The sequence below is a fragment of the Psychrobacter sp. Marseille-P5312 genome (assembly GCF_900291405.1).
Taxonomy (GTDB): domain Bacteria; phylum Pseudomonadota; class Gammaproteobacteria; order Pseudomonadales; family Moraxellaceae; genus Psychrobacter; species Psychrobacter celer.
On the sequence record NZ_OLML01000001.1, the window covers coordinates 2,571,105 to 2,597,547 of the forward strand.

20 protein-coding genes and 1 other RNA gene are annotated in these 26,443 nt (G+C 46.4%); 9 read left to right on the top strand and 12 right to left on the bottom strand.

The genetic code is table 11. The features are described from left to right. Nucleotides 1-213: 213 nt before the first annotated feature. The 5 genes from C6W44_RS11130 to C6W44_RS11150 all read right to left on the bottom strand — a co-directional run bounded on the left by C6W44_RS11130 (nt 214) and on the right by C6W44_RS11150 (nt 7,587). Nucleotides 214-1,941, bottom strand: a complete 1,728-nt coding sequence (locus C6W44_RS11130; protein ID WP_227526426.1) for a putative bifunctional diguanylate cyclase/phosphodiesterase — start codon at nt 1,939-1,941, stop codon at nt 214-216. A 60-nt stretch (nt 1,942-2,001) separates the two neighbouring features. Further along, nucleotides 2,002-2,856 carry a 16S rRNA (uracil(1498)-N(3))-methyltransferase gene (locus C6W44_RS11135; protein WP_105245653.1) on the bottom strand — a complete coding sequence of 285 codons (855 nt, stop codon included), beginning with the start codon at nt 2,854-2,856 and terminating at the stop codon, nt 2,002-2,004. 157 nt (nt 2,857-3,013) lie between these two features. Continuing rightward, entirely contained in the window at nt 3,014-3,862 is an 849-nt protein-coding gene (locus tag C6W44_RS11140) for a methylenetetrahydrofolate reductase (protein WP_105245655.1), read from the bottom strand. Nucleotides 3,863-3,873: 11 nt separating this feature from the next. Continuing rightward, on the bottom strand, nt 3,874-5,298 hold the full coding sequence (gene ahcY / locus C6W44_RS11145) for an adenosylhomocysteinase (protein WP_105245657.1): 1,425 nt from the start codon (nt 5,296-5,298) through the stop codon (nt 3,874-3,876). A 315-nt stretch (nt 5,299-5,613) separates the two neighbouring features. Continuing rightward, nucleotides 5,614-7,587, bottom strand: coding sequence for a TonB-dependent receptor plug domain-containing protein (locus C6W44_RS11150; protein ID WP_105245659.1), 1,974 nt, complete (start codon nt 7,585-7,587; stop codon nt 5,614-5,616). A 415-nt stretch (nt 7,588-8,002) separates the two neighbouring features. Between C6W44_RS11150 and C6W44_RS11155 the strand changes: the two genes are divergently transcribed. Beyond that, a complete protein-coding gene (locus tag C6W44_RS11155; RefSeq protein WP_105246656.1) occupies nt 8,003-9,934 on the top strand; it encodes a mechanosensitive ion channel family protein in 1,932 nt (643 codons plus the stop codon). Between the two features lie 100 nt (nt 9,935-10,034). Here the strand turns inward: C6W44_RS11155 and C6W44_RS11160 are convergent, their stop codons facing one another. The 5 genes from C6W44_RS11160 to C6W44_RS11180 all read right to left on the bottom strand — a co-directional run bounded on the left by C6W44_RS11160 (nt 10,035) and on the right by C6W44_RS11180 (nt 14,410). Then, nucleotides 10,035-10,667 (bottom strand): DNA-3-methyladenine glycosylase family protein, encoded by a 633-nt coding sequence (locus tag C6W44_RS11160; RefSeq protein ID WP_105245661.1) that lies wholly within the window; start codon nt 10,665-10,667, stop codon nt 10,035-10,037. A 132-nt stretch (nt 10,668-10,799) separates the two neighbouring features. Continuing rightward, nucleotides 10,800-11,531: a Smr/MutS family protein gene (locus C6W44_RS11165; RefSeq protein WP_105245664.1), complete on the bottom strand. Its 732-nt coding sequence runs from the start codon at nt 11,529-11,531 to the stop codon at nt 10,800-10,802. Nucleotides 11,532-11,601: 70 nt separating this feature from the next. Then, the gene (trpC, locus tag C6W44_RS11170; protein ID WP_105245666.1) at nt 11,602-12,471 is read right to left on the bottom strand and encodes an indole-3-glycerol phosphate synthase TrpC; all 870 of its coding nucleotides are present in this window, start codon (nt 12,469-12,471) and stop codon (nt 11,602-11,604) included. 66 nt (nt 12,472-12,537) lie between these two features. After that, complete coding sequence (gene trpD, locus C6W44_RS11175; protein ID WP_105245668.1) at nt 12,538-13,659, bottom strand: anthranilate phosphoribosyltransferase; 1,122 nt, start codon at nt 13,657-13,659, stop codon at nt 12,538-12,540. 127 nt (nt 13,660-13,786) lie between these two features. After that, nucleotides 13,787-14,410, bottom strand: coding sequence for an anthranilate synthase component II (locus tag C6W44_RS11180; RefSeq protein WP_105245670.1), 624 nt, complete (start codon nt 14,408-14,410; stop codon nt 13,787-13,789). A 453-nt stretch (nt 14,411-14,863) separates the two neighbouring features. Here C6W44_RS11180 and C6W44_RS11185 point away from each other — a divergent pair, with 453 nt between their 5' ends. From C6W44_RS11185 to C6W44_RS11195, 3 genes are all read left to right on the top strand, one after another. Further along, complete coding sequence (locus tag C6W44_RS11185; RefSeq protein WP_105245672.1) at nt 14,864-15,052, top strand: hypothetical protein; 189 nt, start codon at nt 14,864-14,866, stop codon at nt 15,050-15,052. Between the two features lie 181 nt (nt 15,053-15,233). Then, on the top strand, nt 15,234-16,643 hold the full coding sequence (glnA, locus tag C6W44_RS11190) for a type I glutamate--ammonia ligase (protein ID WP_105245674.1): 1,410 nt from the start codon (nt 15,234-15,236) through the stop codon (nt 16,641-16,643). A 199-nt stretch (nt 16,644-16,842) separates the two neighbouring features. Beyond that, nucleotides 16,843-17,676, top strand: a complete 834-nt coding sequence (locus C6W44_RS11195; RefSeq protein WP_105245677.1) for a DUF4124 domain-containing protein — start codon at nt 16,843-16,845, stop codon at nt 17,674-17,676. A 127-nt stretch (nt 17,677-17,803) separates the two neighbouring features. On the opposite strand, the gene C6W44_RS11200 is transcribed toward C6W44_RS11195, so the two are convergent. Then, nucleotides 17,804-18,520 carry an SIMPL domain-containing protein gene (locus C6W44_RS11200; RefSeq protein ID WP_105245680.1) on the bottom strand — a complete coding sequence of 239 codons (717 nt, stop codon included), beginning with the start codon at nt 18,518-18,520 and terminating at the stop codon, nt 17,804-17,806. Nucleotides 18,521-18,771: 251 nt separating this feature from the next. Between C6W44_RS11200 and ffs the strand changes: the two genes are divergently transcribed. The 5 genes from ffs to serC all read left to right on the top strand — a co-directional run bounded on the left by ffs (nt 18,772) and on the right by serC (nt 24,881). Beyond that, nucleotides 18,772-18,868: signal recognition particle sRNA small type (gene ffs / locus C6W44_RS11205), an RNA gene on the top strand. Nucleotides 18,869-19,129: 261 nt separating this feature from the next. Then, nucleotides 19,130-19,726, top strand: coding sequence for a LemA family protein (locus C6W44_RS11210; RefSeq protein WP_105245682.1), 597 nt, complete (start codon nt 19,130-19,132; stop codon nt 19,724-19,726). A 47-nt stretch (nt 19,727-19,773) separates the two neighbouring features. Next, nucleotides 19,774-22,710, top strand: a complete 2,937-nt coding sequence (locus C6W44_RS11215) for a M48 family metalloprotease (RefSeq protein ID WP_105245684.1) — start codon at nt 19,774-19,776, stop codon at nt 22,708-22,710. 41 nt (nt 22,711-22,751) lie between these two features. Further along, a complete protein-coding gene (locus C6W44_RS11220; protein WP_105245686.1) occupies nt 22,752-23,588 on the top strand; it encodes a hypothetical protein in 837 nt (278 codons plus the stop codon). A 141-nt stretch (nt 23,589-23,729) separates the two neighbouring features. After that, complete coding sequence (gene serC / locus C6W44_RS11225; protein WP_105245688.1) at nt 23,730-24,881, top strand: 3-phosphoserine/phosphohydroxythreonine transaminase; 1,152 nt, start codon at nt 23,730-23,732, stop codon at nt 24,879-24,881. Nucleotides 24,882-25,221: 340 nt separating this feature from the next. Here serC and C6W44_RS11230 read toward each other — a convergent pair whose 3' ends face one another. Further along, a complete protein-coding gene (locus C6W44_RS11230; RefSeq protein WP_105245690.1) occupies nt 25,222-26,433 on the bottom strand; it encodes a glycosyl transferase in 1,212 nt (403 codons plus the stop codon). Nucleotides 26,434-26,443 lie beyond the last annotated feature (10 nt).

Consider the following 26,443-nt stretch of genomic DNA (forward strand, 5'->3'; position numbering starts at 1 on the left):
TGAGACTTAATATATTCCAACAAATTCACTATAAAAGATAGGCGTTCATCGGTGATTATACAAGTTTGGTGACAGGACTGATAAGTCATGAACCTGCCTTGCATCGGTTGTGCAATCAGCGTTAGACGCAAAAGACACAGAGTAATAACCGTATGAAAATACTGATGTTACCGATACGATAAAATCAATCATAGCCGCCGGTATTTGCTTATATTATTTGATGGTTGACTGTTTGATGAGCATGTCGGTGGCGACCTCGGCGGGCACGGGTTTTCCAAACCAATAGCCTTGACCATACTGGCAGCCCATCGCCAGCAACCGATCACGCTGCGCCTCAGTCTCGATTCCTTCGGCGACCACTTGCATATCTAACGCCGCAGCCAAGTCTAAGATGGCTTTGACAATGGCATACTGGGTGCGATCCGACTCAATGTTTGAGATAAAGCTTTTATCGACTTTGATAAAATCAAACGGGTATTCTTGTAAATAACTCAAGGATGCATAGCCGGTGCCAAAGTCGTCTAAGGCAATACAAATACCCAGATCTTTTAGCAGAGCTAGTTGTTTTTTGACATTGTCATGGCGCTGTATCAAAGACGACTCGGTGACTTCGATATGTAGCTGATGGGTCGAGATACCGTGCTCTACCAGCAGGCTACTGACCATCTCAAAAAAATCAGGGTGGCTAAATTCAGCAGCATCTGCGTTGATACAAATATGCTGATGAAGCCCTTGCTGTTGCCATTCAGATAACTGGTTGGCAATCTTGTTAGCCATCTGTGAAAACAGCTCAAACGAGAGCTTATGGGTCAAAATAGCATCGATAAAATGTTTTGGTTTTAGTAGACCGCGAGTGGGATGTTGCCAGCGTACCAACGCTTCAAAGCCGGTAATATGACCCGTCGGCAAGTCGAATTTTGGCTGATAATAGGGAATAAACTGGCCTGCGGTGGTGGCCTCTCTTAACTCAGCCTCTAACTGTAAACTGTCAGCGGTGGCTTCTTCGATCGCCGCATTGTACCAGCAGATATCGTCGCCGCCTTGCTGCTTGACATAATGCAAGGCTTTTTCAGCTTTGGTCAAAAGCCCTGTCAGCTCGGTGTCGTTTTGCGGGAAATAGCTGACACCGACGGAGATATGACAATAGATATTGGCGTCGGTTTTGGTGTCCTTATCGATCGAAAAAGGCCGCTCACACATCTGCATGAGCTTATCTAACTGATGGCGCACCATATTGGCATCATGGCATTCAAATAACAACGCAAAATCATCGCCGCCAAAGTGCGAAAAGCAGCGCAAACAGCCCAATTCTAGCGCCTTGAGACGAGCCACAAAGCTTTTGATTAAATGATTGATACCATCAGGACCCAATAGGCTTGCAAGACTACGATACCGATCGATATTGAGACGGACGATGATCACCTCTTGATAGCTGTCGAGCAGCAAATCACTGGTCTGGCTCAAAAAAACCTTACGGTTGGGCAGGCCGGTCAGCTGATCGTAATTGAGCAGATGGGTCAGCTGCTTTCGGTCTTTGGCCGCAGAAGACATATCACGAATCAGACCGATATAATAAGTCTTGGCCTCTATAGCTACCTTGCGATACGTGATATGGCACTGTAGTATCTCACCATAACGGTTGGCCATCGAAAAATCACTTTCATAAAAGCCGCTACTATCAAGTTGGTTGGTGATTTGCGTCAAAACGCCTCTTTCTTCCTCTGACAAAAAATCAGCGGCATAGACTCCAAGCGGCCGACCCAGCAAAAAAGACTCGCTATAGCCGATGATAAGCTCATAACTGGCATTGATCGACAAATAGCGTAGGTTTTCATCTAAAATGAAAATAGCATCATCGCATTGCTCACACAGTTTGGTCAGCAGTAGCTGCTTGTCGGCAATGGGGATGGGAGCAAAAGTAGTCATCATCGAAATCATCATGGCAAAGGTGGATCATTAGTCGGTTTGTCATCATAACAATGAGCGAGCCGAGTGCTTGTGTTATAAAGTCAGCGCGTGCAAAGTCGCTAAAGCAACCACAGGCGCTGTTTCGGTGCGCAGTACCCTTGCGCCAATTTGCCAAGGTGCAAAGTCTGCATCCGCCGCCCACTTGCACTCCTCATCGCTAAGACCGCCTTCAGGGCCAATGAGCAACTCAATATAAGGCGCCGCTTGTTTTAGTACTGGCAATAACGCCTCTGGCATCGCAGGTTGTCCTACTGCTGGCACGCTAAGCTGCAAGCGTAAATCGGCTGGCTGCTGCAGTGCTTGGTAGTAATGGTCTTGGCTTAGCTCGGCGACCAAAGGACTGACGGCGAGGTGTGGCGCGCTACGCGACGGCTGTGTCAGCCAATCAGTGATAGAGATAGGCGCAAAGATGAGCGGCGGACGGTTGAGGCCACACTGCTCACAGGCCGCTATTGCCACTTGCTGCCAGTGCGCCAGCTTTTTCTCTACTTGCGCAGGTTTTAGATTGACCTCGCCATGATGGCTGGTGAGCAATTGAATCGCCGTCACCCCAAGCTCGGTGGACTTTTGAATGGCATAATCCATACGCTCGCCGCGGCTCATCACCAGACCAATCTGGCTGAGAATAGGCGCCGTACGCTCATCTATGCTGTGAGCCAACACCGCCACCGTGGCGTGTTTTTTACTGATGCTTTGGAGCTGTACGTGATACTCACCGCCAAAACCATCAAACAACACCCCTTCATCGCCGATATTTGCGCGTAGTACACGGCACCAGTGATGAACGATACTGTCGGTCAATTCGATGCTGGCACCAATCGCAACCGTGCTCAATGGCGGGTAAGGTGTGTCCTTAGTATTACTGCTGGCATAAAAAAAACGTCGCACAGTCGGTTCATCCTTTGGTTGAACAATAGTCTGTCTTAGTATCTTAGCAGACTATTGGTGAAGTGAGGAGGGGAGATAAAAACGCGATGACAAAAAAAGCTTGCAACAAAAAACTGGCGCTCCTAAGAACGCCAGTTTTTATTACTATATAAGTAGTCTAAGCGCTAAGGCCCAGTGCTTCAACCAAGCGTTTATTTGGCTCAACTTTGTTCATGCTATAAAAATGCATGGCTGGCACGCCTTCGCTCATTAAGCGCTCACATAAGCGATACACCACATCAAAACCAAACTCGCGAATAGATTTGCTGTCATCGCCAAAATCCGCCAAGCGTTTACGCACATAACGCGGAATATCAGCGCCGCAGCTATCAGCAAAGCGTACTAAATTGCTGGAGTTGGTGATCGGCATGATACCAGCGATTAATGGCTGTGCGACCGTGTCGATACCACGCCTTTCTAACGTATCACGCAAGTACAAGTAGCTATCAGCATTATAAAAAAACTGAGTAATCGCCGCGTTGGCACCTGCTTGGTACTTGTTGACTAAGTTGTCGACATCAAACTCAAAGCTACGCGCTTGCGGATGCATCTCAGGGTAGGCGGCGACCTCGATACGAAAGTGCTCGCCTGAATGCTCACGAATGAACTTGACCAAATCTAATGCAAATGGCAGCTCACCCATACCGATCTGACCTGAGGGCAAATCGCCGCGCAGCGCCACCAGACGCTTGATGCCCAGTGCTTTATAATGATCGAGCAGGCTTGCGATTTCGACCTTATCATCACCGATACACGACATGTGCGGCGCAATATCAGTATCGCCGCGCGCACATAAGGTCTGTACGATGTCTAGCGTACGGCTACGTGTCGAGCCACCCGCACCGTAAGTCACTGAAAAATAGCTTGGTGCCAGTTTGTTTAGTTCGTCATAGGTGTTTAGGAGCTTTTGACCCCCTTGCTCAGTTTTGGCAGGGAAGAACTCAAAAGAAAAAGCAGGCTTGCTCATAATCACGCTCCTTAGTATTTATAAGCGTCAGGCTTAAACGGGCCTTCGACTGGCACACCTAGGTAGTCAGCTTGCTCTTTAGTCAGCTTAGTCAGCGTACCATTAAAGCCAGCTACCATCGCTGCTGCGACTTCTTCGTCGAGTTTTTTCGGTAGTACTTTGACGTACAAGTTGTCCGCGCGTGCATCCATTGGCAAATCAGCGAATTTTTCTTCAAACAAGTACATTTGCGCCAAGACTTGGTTGGCAAACGAGCCGTCCATCACGCGTGACGGGTGACCGGTTGCGTTACCTAGGTTCACTAAGCGACCTTCGGCAAGCAAAATCAGATAGTCGTTTTCGTCATCTGAGCGGAACACTTGATGTACTTGTGGTTTGATCTCAACCCAGCGCCAGTTGTCACGCATAAATTGCGTGTCGATTTCGGTGTCGAAGTGACCGATATTACAGACGACCGCACCAGGCTTTAATGCTGCGAGCATGTGTCTGTCACAGACATGATAGTTACCTGTTGTTGTGACGATCAAATCAGTGTCTGCTAGCAACTGCTTGTTGATGCTGTCTGCGCCGCCGGTGTTGTCGCCATCGATGTACGGAGACAATACTTCATAGCCGTCCATACAGGCCTGCATCGCACAGATAGGATCGACTTCTGAGACACGTACGATCATGCCTTCTTGGCGTAGGCTTTGGGTTGAGCCTTTGCCCACATCACCATAACCAATGACTAACGCGCGGCGACCTGCAAGGAACATATCGGTTGCGCGTTTGATGGCGTCATTTAAGCTATGACGGCAGCCGTATTTGTTGTCATTTTTTGATTTGGTCACCGCGTCGTTGACGTTGATAGCCGGTACTTTTAGCGTGCCTTTGCCTAGCATTTCGATCAAACGATGCACACCTGTGGTGGTCTCTTCTGAGATACCATGGATGCTATCGAGCATCTGTGGGTATTCATTGTGAATCAAAGCAGTAAGGTCGCCGCCATCATCTAAGATCAAGTTGGCATCCCAAAGCTCGCCTGATGCTTCGCCGCCGACATGTACTTGCTGACGGAGGCACCACTCGTACTCTTCTTCAGTTTCGCCTTTCCAAGCAAACACAGGAATGCCAGCCGCCGCGATTGCTGCCGCTGCGTGGTCTTGGGTCGAAAAGATATTACACGAGGTCCAGCGTACTTCTGCACCTAGCGCAACGAGTGTTTCGATAAGCACTGCGGTCTGGATGGTCATATGAATACAGCCGGCGATTTTGGCGCCTTTAAGCGGCTGGTCGGCTTCGTAGCGACGACGTAAACCCATCAGGGCAGGCATTTCGGCTTCAGCTAGGGTGATTTCACGGCGACCGTAATCAGCAAGGCTAATGTCGGCGACTTTATAGTCAGTGAAAGAGGGGTCGATCGTATGGGCAGATGGGGTGGTAGACACTGCGTCCATAATATGCTCCTATCAGTTAATAGATAAAAAGAATAAAAACGCAGGTGCCGTTATTTGCGCTGTTCATAACCAAAAATGGTCATAAACAGTTAACCGAGCCTAACATAATAAATGATTTGCAAAGCAATAAAGCTTAATTGCAGTAATCGATGATTATGGCGCAACACCTCTCGGGAGGTCGTTATTGTAATTGATGAGGATTAATTTGTCACCTATTGGCTGCGGAAAATCGTAAGTGCTTACGTCATAAAAAAAAGGCCATCTATCGATAGCCTTGATTATTTATATATAAGTTCTAATTTTTACCAAATAAGCTTAAAACCAGTTATAGGTGAGTGAGGTGAAGAAGTTAGTACCGTCAGTATTATAACCAAGCGCTGTCACATATTCTTTATTAGTAATATTATTTAAGCGAGCACTCATTGTTAAATTATCTGTCAACTGATAATTGCCACTAATATTAAATAGACCAAAGCTGTCTATGATCTGTGAATCAGCATTGTTTACACTGTAATAATAATGACCTATGTATTCATATTCAGCACGGATATCTAAGCTCGGTAAGTGATAACCTAAGTAGATAAGGCCTTTGTTCTCAGGGCGAATAGGAAGATAGTTACCATTGTAATCAATAGGATTACCAAGATAGTCGACTTTACCAGTGTAATCGCTATCATCTTTAGCTTTTTGATAGTCGTAACTCGCTCCAAATAGGTAATTATCAATCACCCAATCTGAAGTCAATGTTACACCTTTGATTTTGGCTTTGTCAGTATTTATTCTTTGTCCATAAATGTATTCAGGGGTGCTTTTACCATCACTGGCAATAAGGTCGTCGACCTTATTATTGTAACCTGTAATGCGTGTCGATTGCAGTGAAGTATTATATTCAATAAAAGCTTCGTAGTTATCACTAGTTTCTGGTTTTAGATTTGCATTACTACCCCAACTCTTAGGTCCGTATAAGTCATTAAAAGTCGGTATGCGATAGCCTTTAGCGTAACTTGCGCCAATACGAAAATCAGGGCTGATATTATAAGCACCGCCTAAGTTATAAGTAGTTTCGCTGTCAAAGTCTGAATAGTCGTCATATCGTATATTGGCTTGCGCATCGAAGCCATTATATGACAGCAAATAACCCAAAAAACCACTGGTAATTTTACGAACATCGGCATCATATACATTTGACTCCAGTTTTTGCTTCAAATGCTCAGCGCCTAGAGTTACTTTACCGACTGGCAAATTTTGAACGCTTATCAAGCTTATTTGCTGCTGCTTAGTATCATATTGACTGCCATTATTTACATCAGTCTCATAAGTTGTTGATTCGTCGATACTATAGCCATATTGAAGTTTAGTGTTGCTGCTATCGGTAAAATGTTCAAGATATGCGCTAGCAGCTCCACTTTCTTGATCTGAAAATGCATGCTTTAAAGCAGGAGCGCCCGTCATGTAATCATCATAAGAGTCAATATCGGTTGTTGATTTCGAATAAAGACCGCTAATTCCAAATCTTAAACTATCATTAATTTTTTGATTAAGAAATAAACTGTAGTTATCACTCTCAAAGCCATCATCATCAGTCTGACTTGGTAGGTCACGAGGTAAAGTAGCGTTAAACCCGTCTGTTTCGTTGTGACTGGCTGCTAGGCTCAGCGTAGTACCCTTATCATTAGCAAATTGAGCGCTCGCACCATATAAATATTGATCATTTGAGCCGACACCAGCGGTAACTGACATACTGCTTCGATCTATATTGCCGCCTTTAGTGAATACTTGAATGACACCGCCCATCGCATCCGCACCGTAGATGCTAGAACCTGATGCTCCATAGAGAACTTCAATTCGATCAATTTGATCAGCAGGTAGCAAGCTTAACGCGGCGCCGCCCGCACTTAACGAGCTATACCGTATACCATCAATAAGTACTAATATTTGTTTATTATCATAACCGCGCATATAAAAATTTGAGATAGTCCCTGAGCCGCCATTGGTGTAATGACTGAACCCTGGCTGACGTTTTAAAACGTCAAGTGCCGTCTGACCCTGATAACGCTGTAGCTCTTCCTTATCGATCACTCGTGTTTGCGCGACCACATTACTGGCTTTGGTCGGCGTACGCGTCGCTGTCACGACAATTTTATCAAGCTCAACCTGTGGCATCTCACCGTTATCAACGCTGGTTGTCTCAGGGGTCACTGCCATCGCGGTGTTGGCGGCAAGCAAACCAAGCGCGCTTAAAATACTTAGGCGAAGATAGGTACGTGAAGATAGACGTGATAAAAACATGGTCGATTCCAAAGTAATCAAATTAAAAAATATAGAAATAAGAAATAACTATTAAGACGTAAAAGGTGTCAAAAGTTACAAAAAACAGTATATAAGCAAAACTGCGCTCATTATCTACAAAAATTATCCCTTTATAAACCACTTTAACCTAATCTTTCCTCAAGGTAGGTTGAATGACGCTCATGGTCGGAGCGGTAAAGCAAAACGCCTAAATAAATTTGACGGCAGCCATCTACAAAAACATGCAATCAAAAGCACTGTTGTGATAAATAATTGTTATGATAGTAAGGGTTTTATCTGCCCTTTTTGTGCCACTCATCAAGCTAAGAGGTTTGTTTTGTCTATTAAGCACCATCTGAATTTTCGTCAGGCTCCAGATGTATTGTCTACCAGCCTAAAAACCCCGTTTATCACTATGATGCTTTTGCTTATCATGGCGATGAGCGTACTGCTGCCCACAGCGTCCTTTGCTGCAGAAACGACAACGCTTGGCGTAAATGGCACGACTGGCAGTGAAGAGTCGGCAAGCACGCCTATACCAGATTCGTTTGGGCGCGACACGCCGCGCCATACGGTACAAGGGTTTATTAAGGCGCTGGGCGAAAACGACTACCTGCTGGCGAGCAATTATCTTAATTTGTCTAAGTCGGACAATCCCACCACGGTCGTGCGTCAGTTTAAGCAAGCACTAGATGCTGGCGGCCGTTTTCAGCCTGACCTACAAATCAGTAATACACCTGAGGGTAATCTCACGGATCAATTACCACCGAATCAAGAAAACGTCGGGGTCATCAATGTCGGAGAAACAAGCGTCCCGTTGGTGCTTGAGAGAGTGCTGTCTAAGCAAGGCGAACAGTATTGGCAGTTTTCTAGTGAGACGCTCAGCTCGGTACCCGAAGTGATAGAAAACACCGAGCCGACGTTGGTGTCTCGCTATACAGTTGACTCATTGGAAGGCAAAAAGCTGTTTGGCTATCAGATGGCGGACTTAGTGGCGACGCTGACGATGATCGTCAGCAGTTTTGTCTTTACTTATATTTTAGTCTGGCTACTGTATCATCTTCTGCGAATCGCCTATCCGCGAGTACGCGGCGTCCCGCTACCTTTGCCAAATAAAGTGGTACTGCCACTCTCTGTGGTCATTATGGCGCTGATACTGTCTGAGGTGATGGTCTATGCTGGCGTCTCGGTGACGCTGCGAGAGCCGGTCAATCGTTTTGCTGATATCGCCTCGTGGTTGGCGTTGACTTGGTTATTACTGCGCGTCATTGATGCGATATTTACCCGCGCGGTCAATTTAAGCTATAAGAAAAACTATACCGAGCGTGTCTCTATCTTAGGGCTGCTACGAAAAGTCGTCAAAGCGTTGCTGCTCATCTTTGCGGTGATTGTCATCTTTGGTAATTTAGGGTTTGATTTGACCACAGGGATTGCCGCACTAGGGGTTGGTGGTCTGGCATTGGCGCTTGGTGCGCAAAAGACCATCGAAAACCTCGTCGGTAGTGTGGTGGTGGTCGCAGATTCTCCCGTACGCATAGGGGACTATTGTAAATTTGGCACGTATGAAGGCACGGTCATCGATATCGGTATTCGCTCATCACGCGTGCGCACCTTGACGCGTACCATCGTCACTGTGCCAAACGGTGATTTTTCTTCGATGCAAATCGAAAACTTTACCTCGCGTGATATGTTTCGGTTTTTTCATCAGCTGTATATTAAGCGTACCGCTGATATCGATGTGGTCTTTAAGATGGTCAAAGACTTAGATGAGTTTTTAAATGAGCATTATTTGACCAACCAAGAATGGAATCAGGTCCATATCTTAGAGCTGCGCCAAGATAGCTATGTGATTCAGCTGCAAGCCTATATCAACGCCAATAACGTGATGGAGTTTTATGATAAGCAAAACGTCGTGCTCGTTGATATATTAACTCAGGTCAAAAAATACGACGTCGAGCATGCACTGCCTACGCAGCAGCTGATAGTCAATCAAACCGATGTTGCGTCGTCTAAAGCAAACAGCGAGCAAAAATCTGATAATGACGAGTCTGCAAGTAACGCGTCAAAAGATGACGACATGGCTAATAGGACAGATGGTAGCGCCCAGCATGCTCGCGACGACATGGATAAAAAACAAGATAAACATCATGATGATGCCCACAACATAGATCTGGATAAAGACCATAGAGCCAGCAAAGATAAAAAGACTGCCGCGTCACCTGACGCCACGGCGACCAAAAAACAACATAGCATCAAGGCGCTCAGAGAAAAAGGCCGTGCGCTAAAAAAGAGGAAGTTTAAGCACACCAAACGCAAGTTTGGCTTGTCAATATGGAACCAGCCCTAAAAAGACAGCCATATAAGGCGTGGCATTGCTATAGTCGCTATAAAAACTATAATTGTTATAAAAAATATTGTTTGCAATGATGATGGTAAATCATGGGTTCTTAGATAGGTACAGCGGTCTTATTACGCAGCTGCCCGTAATACGACCAAAGCAATAGGCTGGCTGTGCTACGGTAAGGTGACCAATGCTGCGTTAGAGAGTGGAGTCGTTTTGGGGTAGGACGCTCAGGCAAGTCCAGCAGTGTCATGGCGGCAACTTTGATCGCCAAGTCATCAACAGCGAGGATGTCAGCGCGCTGTAAAGAAAACAATAAGTACATCTCAGCCGTCCAGCGCCCGATACCTGTGACGGTGGTTAGGATGTTTATTACTGCCTCATCTGGTAGGGTTTTTAGGCTAGCAAAGTCTATATCATGCGCAACCAAAGAGCGAATATAGCGAATTTTTTGTTTAGATAAACCTTGGGCTCTGAGCGCGTCATCGCTTGCGTGCTGAATCATGCTAGGAGTGGTCAAGCCGGTCTCAAGCAAGCGCTGCCAAATACTGGCTGCCGCAGCGACAGACAACTGCTGGCCGACCATCGCTCGCATCAATTGCATAAAGCCGCCAGTATTGTGCCGCAGACTGGGTAAGCCCACTTGCTCGTAGACCGGCGCAAATCTCGGCTCGATTGCTATCAACGCATCGATATGTGCTGCTAGCTGCTCAGGGGTGTCAAGGGTCTGTATGCTCATCGTTATTTACTCTTATCGAAGTTATAAGGCGCACTATCTTCTAAAAAGCACATCATCCTATATTCTAAAACCACATCATCTATAAAAAAAGACTGCTTGTTGGGCAGTCTTTTTTTTGCTTTGCTTTAAGGTTTATTCACTCGCGCCTTTTGGTTTTTTTAGCAGTACTAGTACCGCACCATTGCCGCCATCTTTTGGCGAGGCCGAGCAAAACGCCAGTACTTCAGGCAGTTGACGGAGCCAGCCATTCACACAGGTTTTTAAGATGGCCTCAGAGCCTTTGCCATGGACGATTTTGACCACAGTTTCGTTGTTGGCTTTGGCTTGGCTGAGTAGTTGGGTCATCGCGGTGCGGGCTTCTTCGATGGTACAGCCATGGATGTCTACGGCATCATACCAGCGCAATTTGCCTTTTTTTAGTTGATCAAATATTTTGTTTTGTAGGGTTGGCTGTTTGTACGATAAGTATGCTTCGCTTGCTACAGGATTGAGCAAAGCTTGCATGTCTGATAAGCCGGCGCTTAGATCGCCGCTTTCACTGCCTTGCGCGGCGGCACGTTTTGATAAAGTCGTGGCATCAGGTTTGCCAGCTCTGGTGTTGGTGACAGGGGAGCGCACGTTTTTGTCTTCGAGCTGAGTGACGCCATGCATTGCTTGCATAAACAGCACTTTGTCGTCGTCGATATGCTCACTGTCTAGTTGTTTGACCGTTTTTTTGACTTGTTTTTGCGTCGGCAGCGATACAGGCTCAGTCGGCTTTTGGTTTTCGCCCTCAGGTGAGTTGGTATCACGGCCTTTACTCAGCTGGCCTTTTAGCTCTTTGAGCTGATCTTGCATTTCTTTAGAAAATAGAGAATTTGACATAACAGTTAAGGTATCGTTGGTTGATGAAAAGGTAGTTGGGTAATGGGTACTGTGGCATTTTTTAGTTACTTTACGCGTCTGCTGCGACGCCTGCAAGTAAGGATTGTAACGCTTGTCCAGGATGCTCGGTTTTCATAAACTGCTCACCGATCAAAAAGTGCTGAATGTCGTTGTTTAGCATCAGGCGAATATCAGCACTGCTATGAATCCCACTTTCAGTCACGATAAGTGGCTGTTGTCCATGGCTGTCGGCGTCAGCGGCCAATGATTTGATTAAGGTGTTTTTTAACTCAAGCGTGGTCTGTAGATCGACAGCGAATGTATTTAAATCGCGATTATTGATGCCATAGATGTTGTGGACACTACGAGGCAGCTGGAGGGCGCGCTCAAGCTCGGTTTTGGTATGGACTTCAATCAACACATCCATACCCAGATCGATACTCAGCGCATGCAGCTGCCGTGCTTGCTCATCATCAAGACACGCCATAATCAGTAAGATACAGTCTGCACCCAGCAAGTAGGATTGATAAATCTGATACACATCGACCATAAAGTCTTTACGCAGTAGCGGCAGTGTGGCAGCATTGGCCGCCGCCTCAAGGTAACTATCTTCTCCCTGAAAGTACTCGCGATCGGTGAGGACAGACAGACAACTGGCACCCGCCTGCTCATATTGCTGGGCGAACAATGCGGGGGCAAAGTTATGATTGATGATGCCTTTAGAAGGCGAGGCTTTTTTAATCTCGGCGATGATACCGATGCCGCTCTCGCTGGTGCTGGCCGCTCGTAGTGACTGAGCAAAGCCGCGCCGCGGCTGCTGATTGGCCAGCACCTTGGCTTTTAAGTCATCTAGAGATAGCGCCTCACGAGCCGCTTTTACCTCAAGGTGTTTGGTCGCAACGATGCGCTGTAATACTGAAGGTATGTCTGTATGGGTCATGCTGGTGTCCGAATATGTCTAAAGGTAAAAGGGCAAAAGTCAGTGGCCGATGGCTGTATGAAAAACTTAAGTGTTTTGCGCCAGCTGCTGAGTATATTGTGCCAAAGACTCAAGCTTGGTCAAGGCATCGCCATTTTGAATGATCTTTTGAGCGCGGCTAACACCATTTGGATAGTTGCTGGCCAGTCCTGCCGTATAAATGGCCGCGCCTGCATTGAGTGCAATCATATCACGAGCTTTGAGCACCGCGCGATCATGAGTGTCTGTACCCGACAGGGCGGCGCGTATCAGCTCCAGACTCTCTTTAGGGGAGTCAACATCCAGACCGATGAGGGTTTGCGATTCGACCCCCGCATCTTCTGGCCTCATCTCAAAGACTGTGACCGTACCATCTTTTAGCTCAGCGACCGTCGTAGAAGTGGCCAAGCTGATTTCATCTAGGCCGTCTTTGGCACCGACCACCATGACGTGACGCGCCCCTAGATTTTTCATCACCTTAGCGATAGGCTCACACAGCGCTGCGGTAAAGACGCCAATGACCAGATTGGGCGCGCCAGCTGGGTTGGTCAATGGCCCCAGGATATTAAATATCGTCCGCGCTTTTAGCTCACGGCGTACGGGGTTGGCATAGCGCATGGCGCTGTGGTGATTGGGCGCAAATAAAAAGCCAATGCCTTGATTTTCTATGCATTGCTTGGCCTGCTCTGGGCTGAGTGTCAAGCTGATCCCTGCTTGTTCAAGCAAATCGGAGCTGCCAGATTTGGTCGACACGCCGCGGTTACCATGTTTGGCCACTTGTGCCCCTGCCGCTGCTGCGACCAAGGCTGAAGCGGTAGAGACGTTAAACAAATTGGCACCATCACCGCCCGTACCGACGATATCGACCAGATAGTGGCAGTCTGCCGGTGTAATGTTGGCTGCTAAGTCACGCATGGCGCTGGCCGATGCGGTAATCTCGTCGATGGACTCGCCTTTCATGCGCAGACCCGTCAAAATCGCACCCATCATGGCATCACTACATCGACCCTGCATGATAATCAGCATGACTTGATACATCTCATCAAAGGTTAGGTCAATGTGCTGAAAGATTCTCGCCAATGCGGTGGTCAGGAGTTTGTGCGTCTGCTCATCAGATAGCTGAGCGATATGATCTGGGGTAGTGGTATCCTCTGTTTTTATTGTGCTCATTGTTCTCTCGCTTAGTATTTTTATAAATAAGGGTTAAAAGGCGTGGGCGTTATAGATTATTTATCATCAGCATTGTCAGTAAATTGGCAAATAAATTGCCGCCAAACAGTCTTAAACTGAACGGAATTTAACCGACTTGCGGTAAGGCATCTGTAGGCAGTACTGCCAAACCATGAGTGTGCAAAAAATTATTGAGCAGCTGATAACCTGCTTGGCTTAGGATGGACTCTGGATGAAACTGCACGCCTTCAATGGCGTAGGCAGTATGACGAACGCCCATGATCTCCTCGATGCTACCATTACTATGTTGTGTCCAAGCAGTCATCTCTAGGCACTCAGGCAAGCTGGCTTGGTCAATCACCAGTGAGTGATAGCGGGTGACTTGCACGGGTGCTGGCAGGCCAAAAAATACGCCTTGGTCGTTATGATATACCGCAGATAGGCGGCCATGCATGACCGCGCCTGCCTTGATGATCTGCGCCCCAAAAGCCTGTCCAATGGCTTGATGGCCAAGACAGATGCCCAAGATAGGTATGACGCCCTTAAAGGCATCGATAACTTGCAAAGAAATACCCGCTTGGTCAGGGGTGCACGGGCCAGGGCCAATTACGATCGCATCTGGTGCGAGGGCTTGGATCTGCTGGAGACTGATCTCATCGTTACGCCAGACGGTGATATCCTGCTGTAGTTCACCGAAGTACTGTACAATATTGTACGTAAAGCTGTCGTAATTATCGATCATCAAAATCATGTGGGTATCAACTTAGTTGGTTTGGCTTTTTTATAAATCTTAGCTTTCTTTATAAGTCTTGCTTTTGTAGATGTAGAACGACAGCTGTAGTCGTTTTTTCCTTTTTTGCTACATGCTTGTTTGCTGCATGGTTGAGCGTGCGCCAGCTTATAGGATTGTTACAGTTTTTATCGTCCGCAGTTATCTTACCACTATTTTGCGTGCTATCAAACGCAGCACGACAGCCAGCAGGTTTATCATGGATTTTCTGTATTACCGATTATAGTTAGTTTTATATAAAAACCCCTTTTTATTGACATAAGGCAATGTATCAAAAATCGACTCACTCTGATATAGTCGATTGAGTTAAAACAGGGCGCAGTGCTGGCCAGACAGGTGATTTGCCCCAAAAAAGAGCATTGAAGAAACAGATTGCACCATTGTATGAGCTAATTTGGTGCATTAAAGACACTAATGGATGCGCCAAATCATCATATGGTGGTGATCGCCCAAGAAGATATTTTTATCACGCATTGGCAAAAACACGCTAAATATCTGTATTTATTTACTATTTGGCTGCCGATGGATTTGCTGCACTGTCATGCGCCAACAGCTTGGCACAGCAGTTGCATCATTATTGTCAGCGGACAGTATGAGGGTTGATGATGAGCTGCTTCTTTATCAGCTACTGCTGTCTATCACTGTTTATTAATAATAATCAGCCAGCATTTGAACAAAGCAACATTGTCAGTCATATGTTGTTAAAATAGCGTTAAAATAGCGTTAAAATAGCGTTAAAACAGTTTATATTGCAAATATCTAATCAACACAACGGAGACTATTTATGTCGGATAAATTACTGGATCTTATCAAATCATCTAATGCTAAATGGGTTGACTTTCGCTTTACCGATACTCGCGGTAAAGAGCAACACATCAGTTTTCCTGCCTCTACCATCGACGAAGAAGTGCTAGAAGACGGCAAAATGTTTGATGGTTCATCTATCGCTGGCTGGAAGGGCATTGAAGCCTCAGATATGATCCTACGTCCTGACCCTGAAACGGCTTTTATCGATCCGTTCTTTGATGCCGTTACAGTCGTCGTGACCTGCGATATCATCGAGCCATCAACGCTACAAGGCTATGATCGTGATCCACGTTCTATTGCTCGCCGCGCAGAAGAGTACTTAAAATCCACTGGTATCGGTGATACTGCTTACTTCGGTCCTGAGCCAGAGTTTTTTGTATTTGACGATGTAAAATGGTCAGTTGATATGTCTGGCGTCAGTCATAAAATTACGGCTGAAGAAGCTGCATGGTCGACTAACGAGACTTATGAGTGGGGCAACATGGCGCATCGTCCACGCGTCAAGGGCGGCTACTTCCCAGTACCACCAATCGACAGCTCGCATGACATGCGTTCTGTGATGTGTGAGCGTATGGAAGAAATCGTTGGCGAAGGCCGCGTTGAAGTTCATCACCACGAAGTGGCGTCTTGCCAGTCTGAAATCGGTGTAGCGTTTAACACGATGGTACGTAAAGCGGATGAGGTTCAGCAGTTGAAATATGTTGTCCATAACGTGGCGCACCAGTTTGGTAAAACAGCGACCTTTATGCCAAAGCCTATCGTTGGTGACAACGGTTCAGGTATGCACGTACATATGTCGATCTCAAAAGATGGCGTAAACACGTTCTCTGGTGATGAGTATGCTGGTCTGTCTGAGACAGCATTGTACTTCATTGGTGGTATCATCAAGCACGCTCGTGCGCTGAATGCGATTACCAACCCATCAACGAACAGCTATAAGCGTCTGGTACCGCATTACGAAGCACCTATCAAGCTTGCGTATTCTGCATCAAACCGCTCAGCGTCTATCCGTATTCCGCACGTGAGCAGTCCAAAAGCAGTACGCGTCGAAGCGCGTTTCCCAGATCCAACGGCCAACCCATACTTAGCATTTGCTGCGCTATTGATGGCAGGTCTTGACGGTATCCAGAACAAGATGCATCCAGGTGAAGCGGCTGACAAGAACTTATATGACTTGCCACCAGAAGAAGAAGCACAAATCCCAACGGTTGCAGAGAGTCTAGATGTTGCACTACAGGCGCTAAAAGACGACCACGAGTTTTTGTTAAAAGGCGATGTGTTCACTAAAGACATGCTAGAAGCGTTTATTGCTTTGAAAGAAGAAGAAGTACAACGTCTGAACGTAACTGTGCATCCTGTTGAGTTTGACATGTACTACAGCTGCTAATCAGCTGCGTACTCAAAACACTGAATTTAAGCTAAATGTAAAATAACATCAAATCACCAGTTAAGCTTGTCTTGGCTGGTGTTTTTTATGCGCGAAAATGAAAAATACGCTACCCGATAAATGAATAAAACATCGCTACTGATTTCATCACGCAAATACCGCATAATAGGAAGTATCAGACTGATTAGGTGGCTTGACCATGACGATATTTATCCTTGCTCATATAAAAAACACTCATATAAAAGACGCTGATGTAACAACCATCGCTCTAAAGTCCAGTACTCTAAAGACCAGAGGCATAAAAGCCAAATGTTTCGGTTTACTGACAGCGCTGACCGTACTTTCAGTGAGTATCACAGTACCTATCGCAGTGCCCACCAGTCACGCAGCAACCATCTATAAAGTAGTCGATGAAAAGACGGGACAAGTCACCTTTACCGATCGGCCACAAAACTATGAACAGCAGACGGACAAAACCGTCAGTCAGACGGCTGTTTCTACTGGTAGAGACACGATTGGTCAGGTGACTGGCGAGGCGACCTCGTCATCTGCGCCTGTGAGCAAGGCCAATAGCACAGATAAGGCGCGCAAGACAGTGAGCTATCAGCTTATGATCGCCGAGCCTAGCGAGACTCGCGCATATCGCCGTCCTGCTCAAAGTATTGAGGTGCGCGTACAGGTGATGCCTGCCTTGCAGGCAGGTGATGGAGTCCGTATTTATCTTGATGGTAGTGAGGTTGCACAAGGGTTAAGTGCTTCTATCGCCACTGTCGATCTTATGCCCGGCGCGCATAATATAAAGGCGGTCATACAAAATGAGAAAGGACGGCTGCTCAAAGAAACAGCCCGTACGGTACATGTGATTCAAAACACTCAAACCCTCCAAAACAATAAAAAAATCGCGCAGCAGCGCTTAGCCTACCAAAATCTACCATGGCATCAAAAACTGCTGTTAAAACTGCGGCAAAAGGATGGCAGTCTACAAACGGTTCAAAATGCACAGCCTAAAACTAATGATGCTTTTACCAAATAAGCGCCATACCCTAATAGCATACAAAAAAGGGCAGTCACTACGATAAGTGGCTGCCCTTGATATCCTTTGATAGTTAGTTAGGTACTTATAAAGTTTTTTACTAACAACTGTCTTTATGGCGCAAAAGCTATTTGGTCAGCTCGATGGTGCCGTTGGCGGTGACAGAGATGGTGCTATTGCCCGATTCAAAACTCTGACTAGGTACTGAGGCATCGGCGGCTTCTGCTTTCATATTCATGCTGCCATACATTGGACGAGGGTAGTTGTTTCCTGTGTTTAGATTGACCGTGACCACACGGTAGCCGCGTGCATTCCAAGCGCGCGTTAGGTTTTTGGCCTGCTGCTGAAAAGCGCGAGACGCTTCGGTCATCAGCTTTTGCTCTAGTGCGTCTTTTTTGCTGTCAGAGACGCCAAAGTTTAGATTATCCATCACTAGCGTTTCTTGCAAATCAGCAATTAGCTGGCTGGTAGCCGCAAAGTCGGTGCTTTTTAGATCGATACTGGCTTGCCCCGTCCAGCCAATGATTTTGTCGTTTTTATCATATCGCGGATAGGTGCGCTGCTGTCCGGTGCTGACCGTCACGCTCGGGTAGCGCTTAGCGATTTTCATGGCATTATTAATAGATGTGTTGAGTGTGGTGGCCAAGGCTTTTGAGGTACTGGCTTGGGCTTTTTTGTACATGCTGGCGCGTACTTCGTCATTTTGCACCTCTTCTTTGACTTCGGTTTGAAAGCTCAGCTGATCATAGCCTGTCGGCTCGGCATGCGCGCTACCCATCATGGCTGTCATTAAACAAGCAGTACCAGAAGCGATGGCCAGTTTATTCAATAGAGCATTTTTCATGGTTATCTCCTAAATCAATGTTAAGGGTATTCATATGAATACTTTCAAAAGGTATTTACAAAGGAAGTTGTGCCTCTTATTTTTAAGTGTTGATATGTGTGCAACTTCATTCACTAAAATAGCAAAATCTGTATAAGTTGCTGTGAGAATTTTGTGAGCTAGGTTACAGACTTATTTTCGATTAAAAAAAACAGTTTTGAGATAGGGGTTGTAATACTAAAAAAATCTTGTATAATCTGCTCTGGTGGCTCCGTTGGTAGCCTCGCAACATTGTACTATGAATCCCGCCAGGACCGGAAGGTAGCAACGGTAGTAGATACAATGTGTGCCGAGGATGTGCTGACGGAGTCGCTTTTTTTTGCCTAAAATTTGATATTGGTCTTTATCATTGTCCAGTCACAGCCTGTTTTGGTTAATACCTATCTCTATGCCTCTCTAGTACATCAAAATTATAAAACATCAAAAGCAGTTTTCGATATTCAGTCCTTTATCATAAAGGGCTTTTTTTTATCTAAAAATTGCCCGATGCTAGCGCTTCATGAATAAATTTAAGATAAAATACAAGGTATTAACGTATCATTAATACTCTAGACACATTGGGATTTGCTTATGAAGATGTTTATTTGGCTACTGATTATATTCATGGTACTACTGGTCGTGTTTGGGGTGTCGATATTTAATAAATTGGTACGCGCGCGCAATCAAGCAAAAAATGGTTTTGCGCAGATAGATGTCCAGCTCAAGCGTCGTCATGACTTGATTCCAAACTTGGTTGAGGCCGCCAAGCGTTATCTGACGCATGAAGAAGAGACCTTAAGCCGTGTGATTAGCGCCCGTAATCACGCCCAAAGCCTACAAGACTCTACGTATCATCAGCCAGAGTCGCTTGAGCATATGGCGTTGTTTGCCAAAGCAGAAGGCATGCTATCTAAAGCTTTGGGGCAACTCTCAGCGGTGGTGGAGGCGTATCCTGAGCTAAAAGCGGATAGCATGATTAAAGAGCTGATGGATGAGCTGACCAATACCGAAAACCGTATAGGCTTTGCCCGTCAGCACTATAACGATAGCGTGATGTTTTATAATAATGACCGTGAGGTGTTTCCAAACAATCTGGTCAGCAGCACTTTTGGATTTCGTCCGCTCAGCCCACTGGTCTTTGCAGATAGAGACGCCATTGCCAAAGCCCCTGTTGTAGATATGACTTGAGATACCAAGTAAAAGCACAAAAAGTGTCGCCAATTTGAGATAAGCGGATGGATTTTTTTGCTCAGCAGCGGATACGCACGCGCCGCAGTCTGTTACTTTATGGGCTGTTTTTTTTGATCGTCTTGGCTCATATAGCAGTGGCTCTCGGAGTTGTGTGGTTGTTGCTGACGATATTTACAGGGGGTATTTACTACTGGGCGTTGGTTTTGGTCATCGTTTGGATCATAGCGAGTTTTGTTGGTGGTAGTTTTGTAGAGTATCGCCGCCTCAGAGCGGGTGGCCGCGCGATTGCTCAACGCGTGGGGGCGGTTCGTTTGTTTGTTGATAGCAGTCAGGATGCGTGGGAGCACAGTCAAGGGGTGGCTCAGCAGCATACTGCGGCCAAAAAAGTTCGCTTTAGTGACCGTCAGATCGCAGTGCGTGATGAGCGAGATTTCCCTCCTGTCTATCGCCGCTACTACGAAATTGCGCAGCAGCTGGCTATTGCATCGGGGCTGGATATGCCGATATTGTACGTGCTGCCTGATGAGCAAGGTATCAATGGTTTTGTCGCTGGCCGCCATAGTCAAGACATGGTATTGGTCGTGACGCAGGGTGCGTTAGACAAGCTCTCTGATGAAGCATTATATGGACTGATCGGCCATGAGTACGGTCATATATTACATGGTGATGCGACATTTAACCTACAGCTGATGGTGGTGCTAGCAGGACTACAGATACTGTATGATTGGAGCGATCCTATCAGTCATAACAGTAATCGCTTGATAAGTGACAATCGCTATGCTGGCTCTATTGATAGCAGCGTTAGTCAAAGCGCTTTGATGCCGCAGCGTAGCATCGACAGTCATGCACGTCGTACCGAGGCGCAGACGGCAAGCTTTACCACGCATCGCGAATGGGTGTCGTACTGGCAATCCCAGTCGCACAAACCGCTATCATTGACGCAGTCTCAGTCGCGCCGGCTGAATCATCCTATCATTGATCGGCAAGCGCCGCGTAGCGTGTGGACACTGCTGTTACATGGGCTGAGCTTTTCGAGTATGGCCTGCGCTCAGTTGATCAAACACAGCTTCAACCGTGAGCGTGAGTTGCTCGCCGATGCCACCAGCGTACAGTTGACCCGTTCGCCGGCGATTATAGAGACTCTAAAAGCCATTCATCAAGACACAGTAGGCTCACGCTTAACCAACATCGCTGATATCAATGGTCTGAGTCATTTTTTCTTTGCCAGTAGCGGCGCGGACTTAGGGGATGTATCGTGGTTTGCTACCCACCCAAGCTTAAGCGAGCGCATGAGTGCCGTCAATGCCAAAGCCTATCATGACTTTGCTGTGCAAGTTGCCCATGAAAAACGCTTAAACCAGCAAAAAATAAAACAGATATATGCGCAGCGTCGCCTAGGTGATTGGGGCGAAGTCCAAGCAAATAGCCTAAGTAAAGATAAAAAACCAATTGTTAATAACCTCCCTGCTACTGCCACCAAAAAAGACAAAAATGCTGAAGAAAACATCAAAGAAAATATCGATGTTTTGCTCAATGAGACTAATAATGCTTTAGAGGCAGAGTCGGCGCTGCCCTTTATCATAAAAGAAGATGTCGTGATTGATGGCCGCTTGCAAGTATCAGCAGAGGATATAGGTGCCTGTCAGCTACTAAAGCCATGGATGGCAAAACCCGATAGCGATTTACCAAAAAAACCATGGATCGATAGCGACGATTTGCATCAGGTTTGCCTGCCGCAGTACGTGCTGGATCACAGTCATCACCCATTGGGCGCGCAAGCTTTGATCGAAGCCATCATGTTATGCCATCAACGGCGCTTGCTGACGACGACGATGAAATATGATTTGCACGACATTTGGGAGGGGGTTATCGGTGATGAAGTATCGCAAAGTAATACGCAACAAGATCAAGGCAAGAAAAACGCAGCATCCAATGTAGATAACAATCATGACAGTCATAACAACCCGCCCATCTTACCGCATACGATAGATGCTAAACTGCTGACAGCAGTGGCCAATTTGGATCGGCGCTTAGACAGTGCGGTGCTGGTTTTTGCGATAAAGCAGCTGCATCATCAAGACTTATCGGCACAGACAATTAACGCACAGCGCCTGCAAAACGAGCGCAGCCATGACCACCACGCCCATCAGCATTATCAGCAGCAACAAAGCAGCCGTACCATGCTCGCTCGCTATCAGTGCGGTTTACTACAGCTGTTTGCTCGCCAGCTGGCAGTGGATTTGACCTTTGACTTTGCTCAGGATATCTCAGCAGACCTTGTGTCTGGCACAGATACACCATTATCAGTATCTGATCAAGTGGCATGCACCAAGCCACAAGAAGTGTCTATCGTGTCATTATGGCAAGCACTACATTTACAGCGGTTATTGCCAACGCTTTTTGCGGTGTTAGATGACAAAAATACCGATAAGCCGTCCGGCTGGCAGACGCTATTGCAGGCGGGTATGGAGGATATAGGCGCGCAGCTTGACCCATCAAGTCAGGTGTTTTCTGGTCTGGATGCCGTGAGGAGGTCGGTGCTGATACTACTGGCGTATCGGCTGTCTAAAAACGCCCATCGCCATAGGCTGCCAGCATGGGAGAGTGCTGCACACTACATTGTGGATGTGAGGCGGCATGCCCGTTTGATTGATATTGACTTAAATGCCGTCAGCGATGCAAATCTACAGTGGCTATTAATGACAGCATCCCACTTAAATAGTAGCCAGCTGTTAGCGGTGGTCTGTATGGTGCCAGTGTATCACGCGGACCATGCTGATACAGCGAGCACTCATAAGGCGGAAGATAATAATTGTGGCAAGAGACAACAGGATAGCGGCCAAATAGATTATAATGAGTATCGACGATGGCTAAGTACATTGCATACTGTCATGTTACACGATACGATAATCAGTCAAGATGAATACGACTGCTTGATGATGCTGGCAGAGCATTGGTTAGGCGTTCGCCAGCTTTTTTAACATCGCCCGCTCTCAATTAAAAAATAAGACAGCAGAACCGCATGAGTGATATCCAAGATCCGCAAATTGTACTACAGCGCCGTGTGCAGCAGCGCCAAATCCTAGCGATGATGGGTATCGATCAGTGGGTGCGGCCAGATGCTGCGACGCTAAGCATGGCTGATATCCCCGCCATTAGCGAAAATCGGTCAAACCTCTCAAGCCCTAGCATCTCTCTTACCTCTTCGCAGCGCAGTCTTGTCAGTAATGTTAGCGACAGCGAAGCAGCGTGGAATACCCAAAGCCCCGTCAATGACCGCCATCTCCACCGCATCGATGATGGCTCGTCAAATCATTTAGACACGAGCGATACGTCTTCTTATCACGATGATGCCTATTTGGGTGGCGAGCATGCTCTACCAACCGTCGCGCAGGTGGTGGCACCACTCGTTGACGCTGTAAAAACAACCACTGCTGCGCCATCAGTGATACATGCATCAGCAGATAAATATGCTGATGAGAGCAACAAAAAGGTGTTGCCGTTTAGTTTACAAGGTGGCCGCTACGGCAACTGGGTCATAATGGTGGACATGCAAACCCTCAGTGGGGACAGCCAAAAACTGTGGCAAAACATCACTCAAGCGTTATCGATGACTTGTGAGACCACGGCGTTTCCGATCTGTGCGGGCATGGATACCGCCGAGCTTGCCAATGCCAGCTTAGCAGGCTATGTTTTTAAGATTGGGCGTAGTGAAGAGGTGCAAGTGGCGGCTTTGACGGCCTTGCCTGACGGGCTGACGCATCCTGCCCTAACTACGCTCCCAACTTTGGATGAGATGCTCGCCGATAGCCGTCTGAAGCGGCAGTTTTGGCAACAGATAGCAAAATCTGTCTCGTAAATAAACATAACTGAGCATTTGAGATAATAAGAAAACTGCCAGACTGACAATGTCTTTAAAAATTTTCCCTAGGCGCTTTAATCGTTAATCAGCTTAGCTGTTAACCAACAATGATGACCTCATCAATTTAGGATAATAACCATGTCTACAACCCCAGAATCCATCCACACATCCAACGCTTCTACCAATCCAAACGCTGCCGCGCATCGTCTGCCAAACTTCTGTGCGGGTCCTGCGACCATGCCCACCACCGTCTTAGAGCATGCACAAAGCGAGCTGCTTGACTGGCAAGGGCGCGGCCTTTCGGTGATGGAGATGAGCCATCGTAGTAAAGACTATGTCGCTATCACAGAAAAGGCTGAGAGCAAGTTACGGGCATTGATGGAGATCCCAAATAACTATAAAGTGCTGTTTTTGCAAGGCGGTGCCAGCTTACAGTTTTCGGCGATTCCTCTGAATTTATTAAATGGTGGGCGTGGTGACTATCTAACGACGGGCGCTTGGTCAGGTAAAGCGGTCAAAGAAGCCAAACGCTATGAAGCATTGGGGTTGGGCGCAGTCAATGAGGTTGCTACTGGCAAAGACAGTAATTTTACTGACGTGCCAGCCCAAAGCGAGTGGAACCTAAGCGACGATGCGGCGTATTTTCACTACTGTGCCAACGAAACCATTCACGGTCTACAGATATTTGAGCCACCACAAGTCGACGCGCCTATTATTGCCGATATGTCTTCTTGCATTTTGTCGCAGCCGATAGATGTGTCAAAGTTTGGCATGATTTACGCCGGCGCCCAAAAAAACATCGGTCCGGCAGGTCTTATCATTGTCATCATCCGTGAAGACTTGCTTGGCCGTGCCAGTGAGTGGTGCCCTATGCTTATGAACTATGAGCACCAAGTCGAAAAAGCGTCGATGTCAAACACCCCAGCGACGTACTCATGGTACTTGGCAGGATTGGTGTTTGATTGGTTAGAGGCGCAGGGCGGCGTGGCTGCGATCGGCAAGATCAACCAGCAAAAAGCCGACTTGCTCTACAAAACCATTGACGACAGCAGTTTTTATAACAACCCCGTTGCCCCTGAGCATCGCTCTATCATGAACGTGCCTTTTACCTTGGCAGACAGCAGTCTGGATAAGGTGTTTTTAGAAGAATCAGAGGCTGCAGGACTATTGAACCTAAAAGGTCACCGCGATGTCGGCGGTATGCGCGCTAGTATTTATAATGCCGTACCGCTTGAGTGGGTACAGCAGCTGGTGGATTTTATGATTGCCTTTGAAAAAAAGCATGCTTAATCAAGCGATCGCTATAGTTCAAACGCTATCACGCAAACACTAAAAGACAAAAAAGACGCCACTTTTATAAGCGGCGTCTTTTTTATGTGCAGGCGTTTTTATTGTCAGTCAAAAAACCGCTAGGCAAACCTACTGTATAACCTGAATTCGGGATAAGCCAGTGCTTAAGTTGTTGATACTATTTGCATAATTACTATCTGACCTTATAAAGTCATGCTTTTGACAGTAGTTTATAGAGAAGCTTGCCTTTAAAGACTTAGCTGGTCTTCAAGAATAATAGAAAATATCAATACTATCAGCAGCTTAATGAATCACTTATCCCGAACTGGGGTTATAACTGTCATTTTGACTCCTCCTTTACCATCGCTCTAAATCTATCGGAGAATTCAGGTAAAACGGAACGCACTGTAATCCACGGAGAGAGGGAGGCCACACCCATTGGATCCTCACAAAACTCAGCTGCAGCTTCTTTGATAGCCTCTTCAAAAGCTTCGACTGCCCTTATCTCATTTTGGCGGTTGTACTCAAGGGCATTTATCTTACTGAGTGCATTGTACTTTGAAATCTCAATACGCGACTGCTGGTAGTATGAAGCAAGGAGTGTTTTAAAAGAGGCTTCTGAAAAAACCACTCCCTCTTGAGCTAAAATTCTAAAAAGCGTTTTAGCTATATCGTTTGCCATCTTGTAAATGCCACCACCTTCACTTTTTGAGCCTAACTCTTGATGTTTATGCTCATAACTCTCCATGATTTCTGTTTGACAGATACGACGGCTTGAGGTGTTGTTATAAACTTCTGAAAGTGTTGAAACCTCAAGCCCCCAAGTAGGAGAAATCGCAATACCACGACCAAGAGAGCGGATAAACGCGAACTCTCCAGAGAGGGCATAACGAAAACTCTGCATATACTCCAAGTAGTGGTTTGAGCCAAAAGTGATCTTGAGGGCTTTTATGAGTGGTGTATAAAAAAGACGGGTCACACGACCGTGGAGCTTGTTTGTAACGCGAGAGTAAAAGCCTTTGTTAAACTCAAAATCAAGTCCTGGGTGTACTATGGGGTAAAAAAGCCGTGCAACAAGCGCTCGTGAGTAGTTTACTATGTCACAATCATGCAGGGCAAAAGCATAGTTATCTTGATCTGTGAGACCATAACCTATCATTGTCCAGACATTACGTCCTTTTCCTGGAGTGTCTAAACCAGGAAAACCCTCATCTGTAAGCTCTTTATATATCTTTTTTATATTTGGACCATCATTCCAAAGCACATCAACATTACACTCCAAAATGCTCATACGTTTCTTTACTTCTAAATACTGCTCTTTAGTTGCACAGTCGAGTCCAAGTATAACTTTATAGAGATACTTCACGTTTTTAAGCTCATCAATAATAGTCTGCATCGCTGGCGTTTCAAACTCTGAGTAGAGAGCGGGAAGCAAAAGCACCATATTTCTGCGTTTTGAAAAGTGCAATAATTCTTCTTCTATGCTTTCTAAGGAGCGATTTCCCACATCTTGTAGTGTTGTTATAACGCCGTTTTGAAAAAAATCTGACATCTTATTCTCC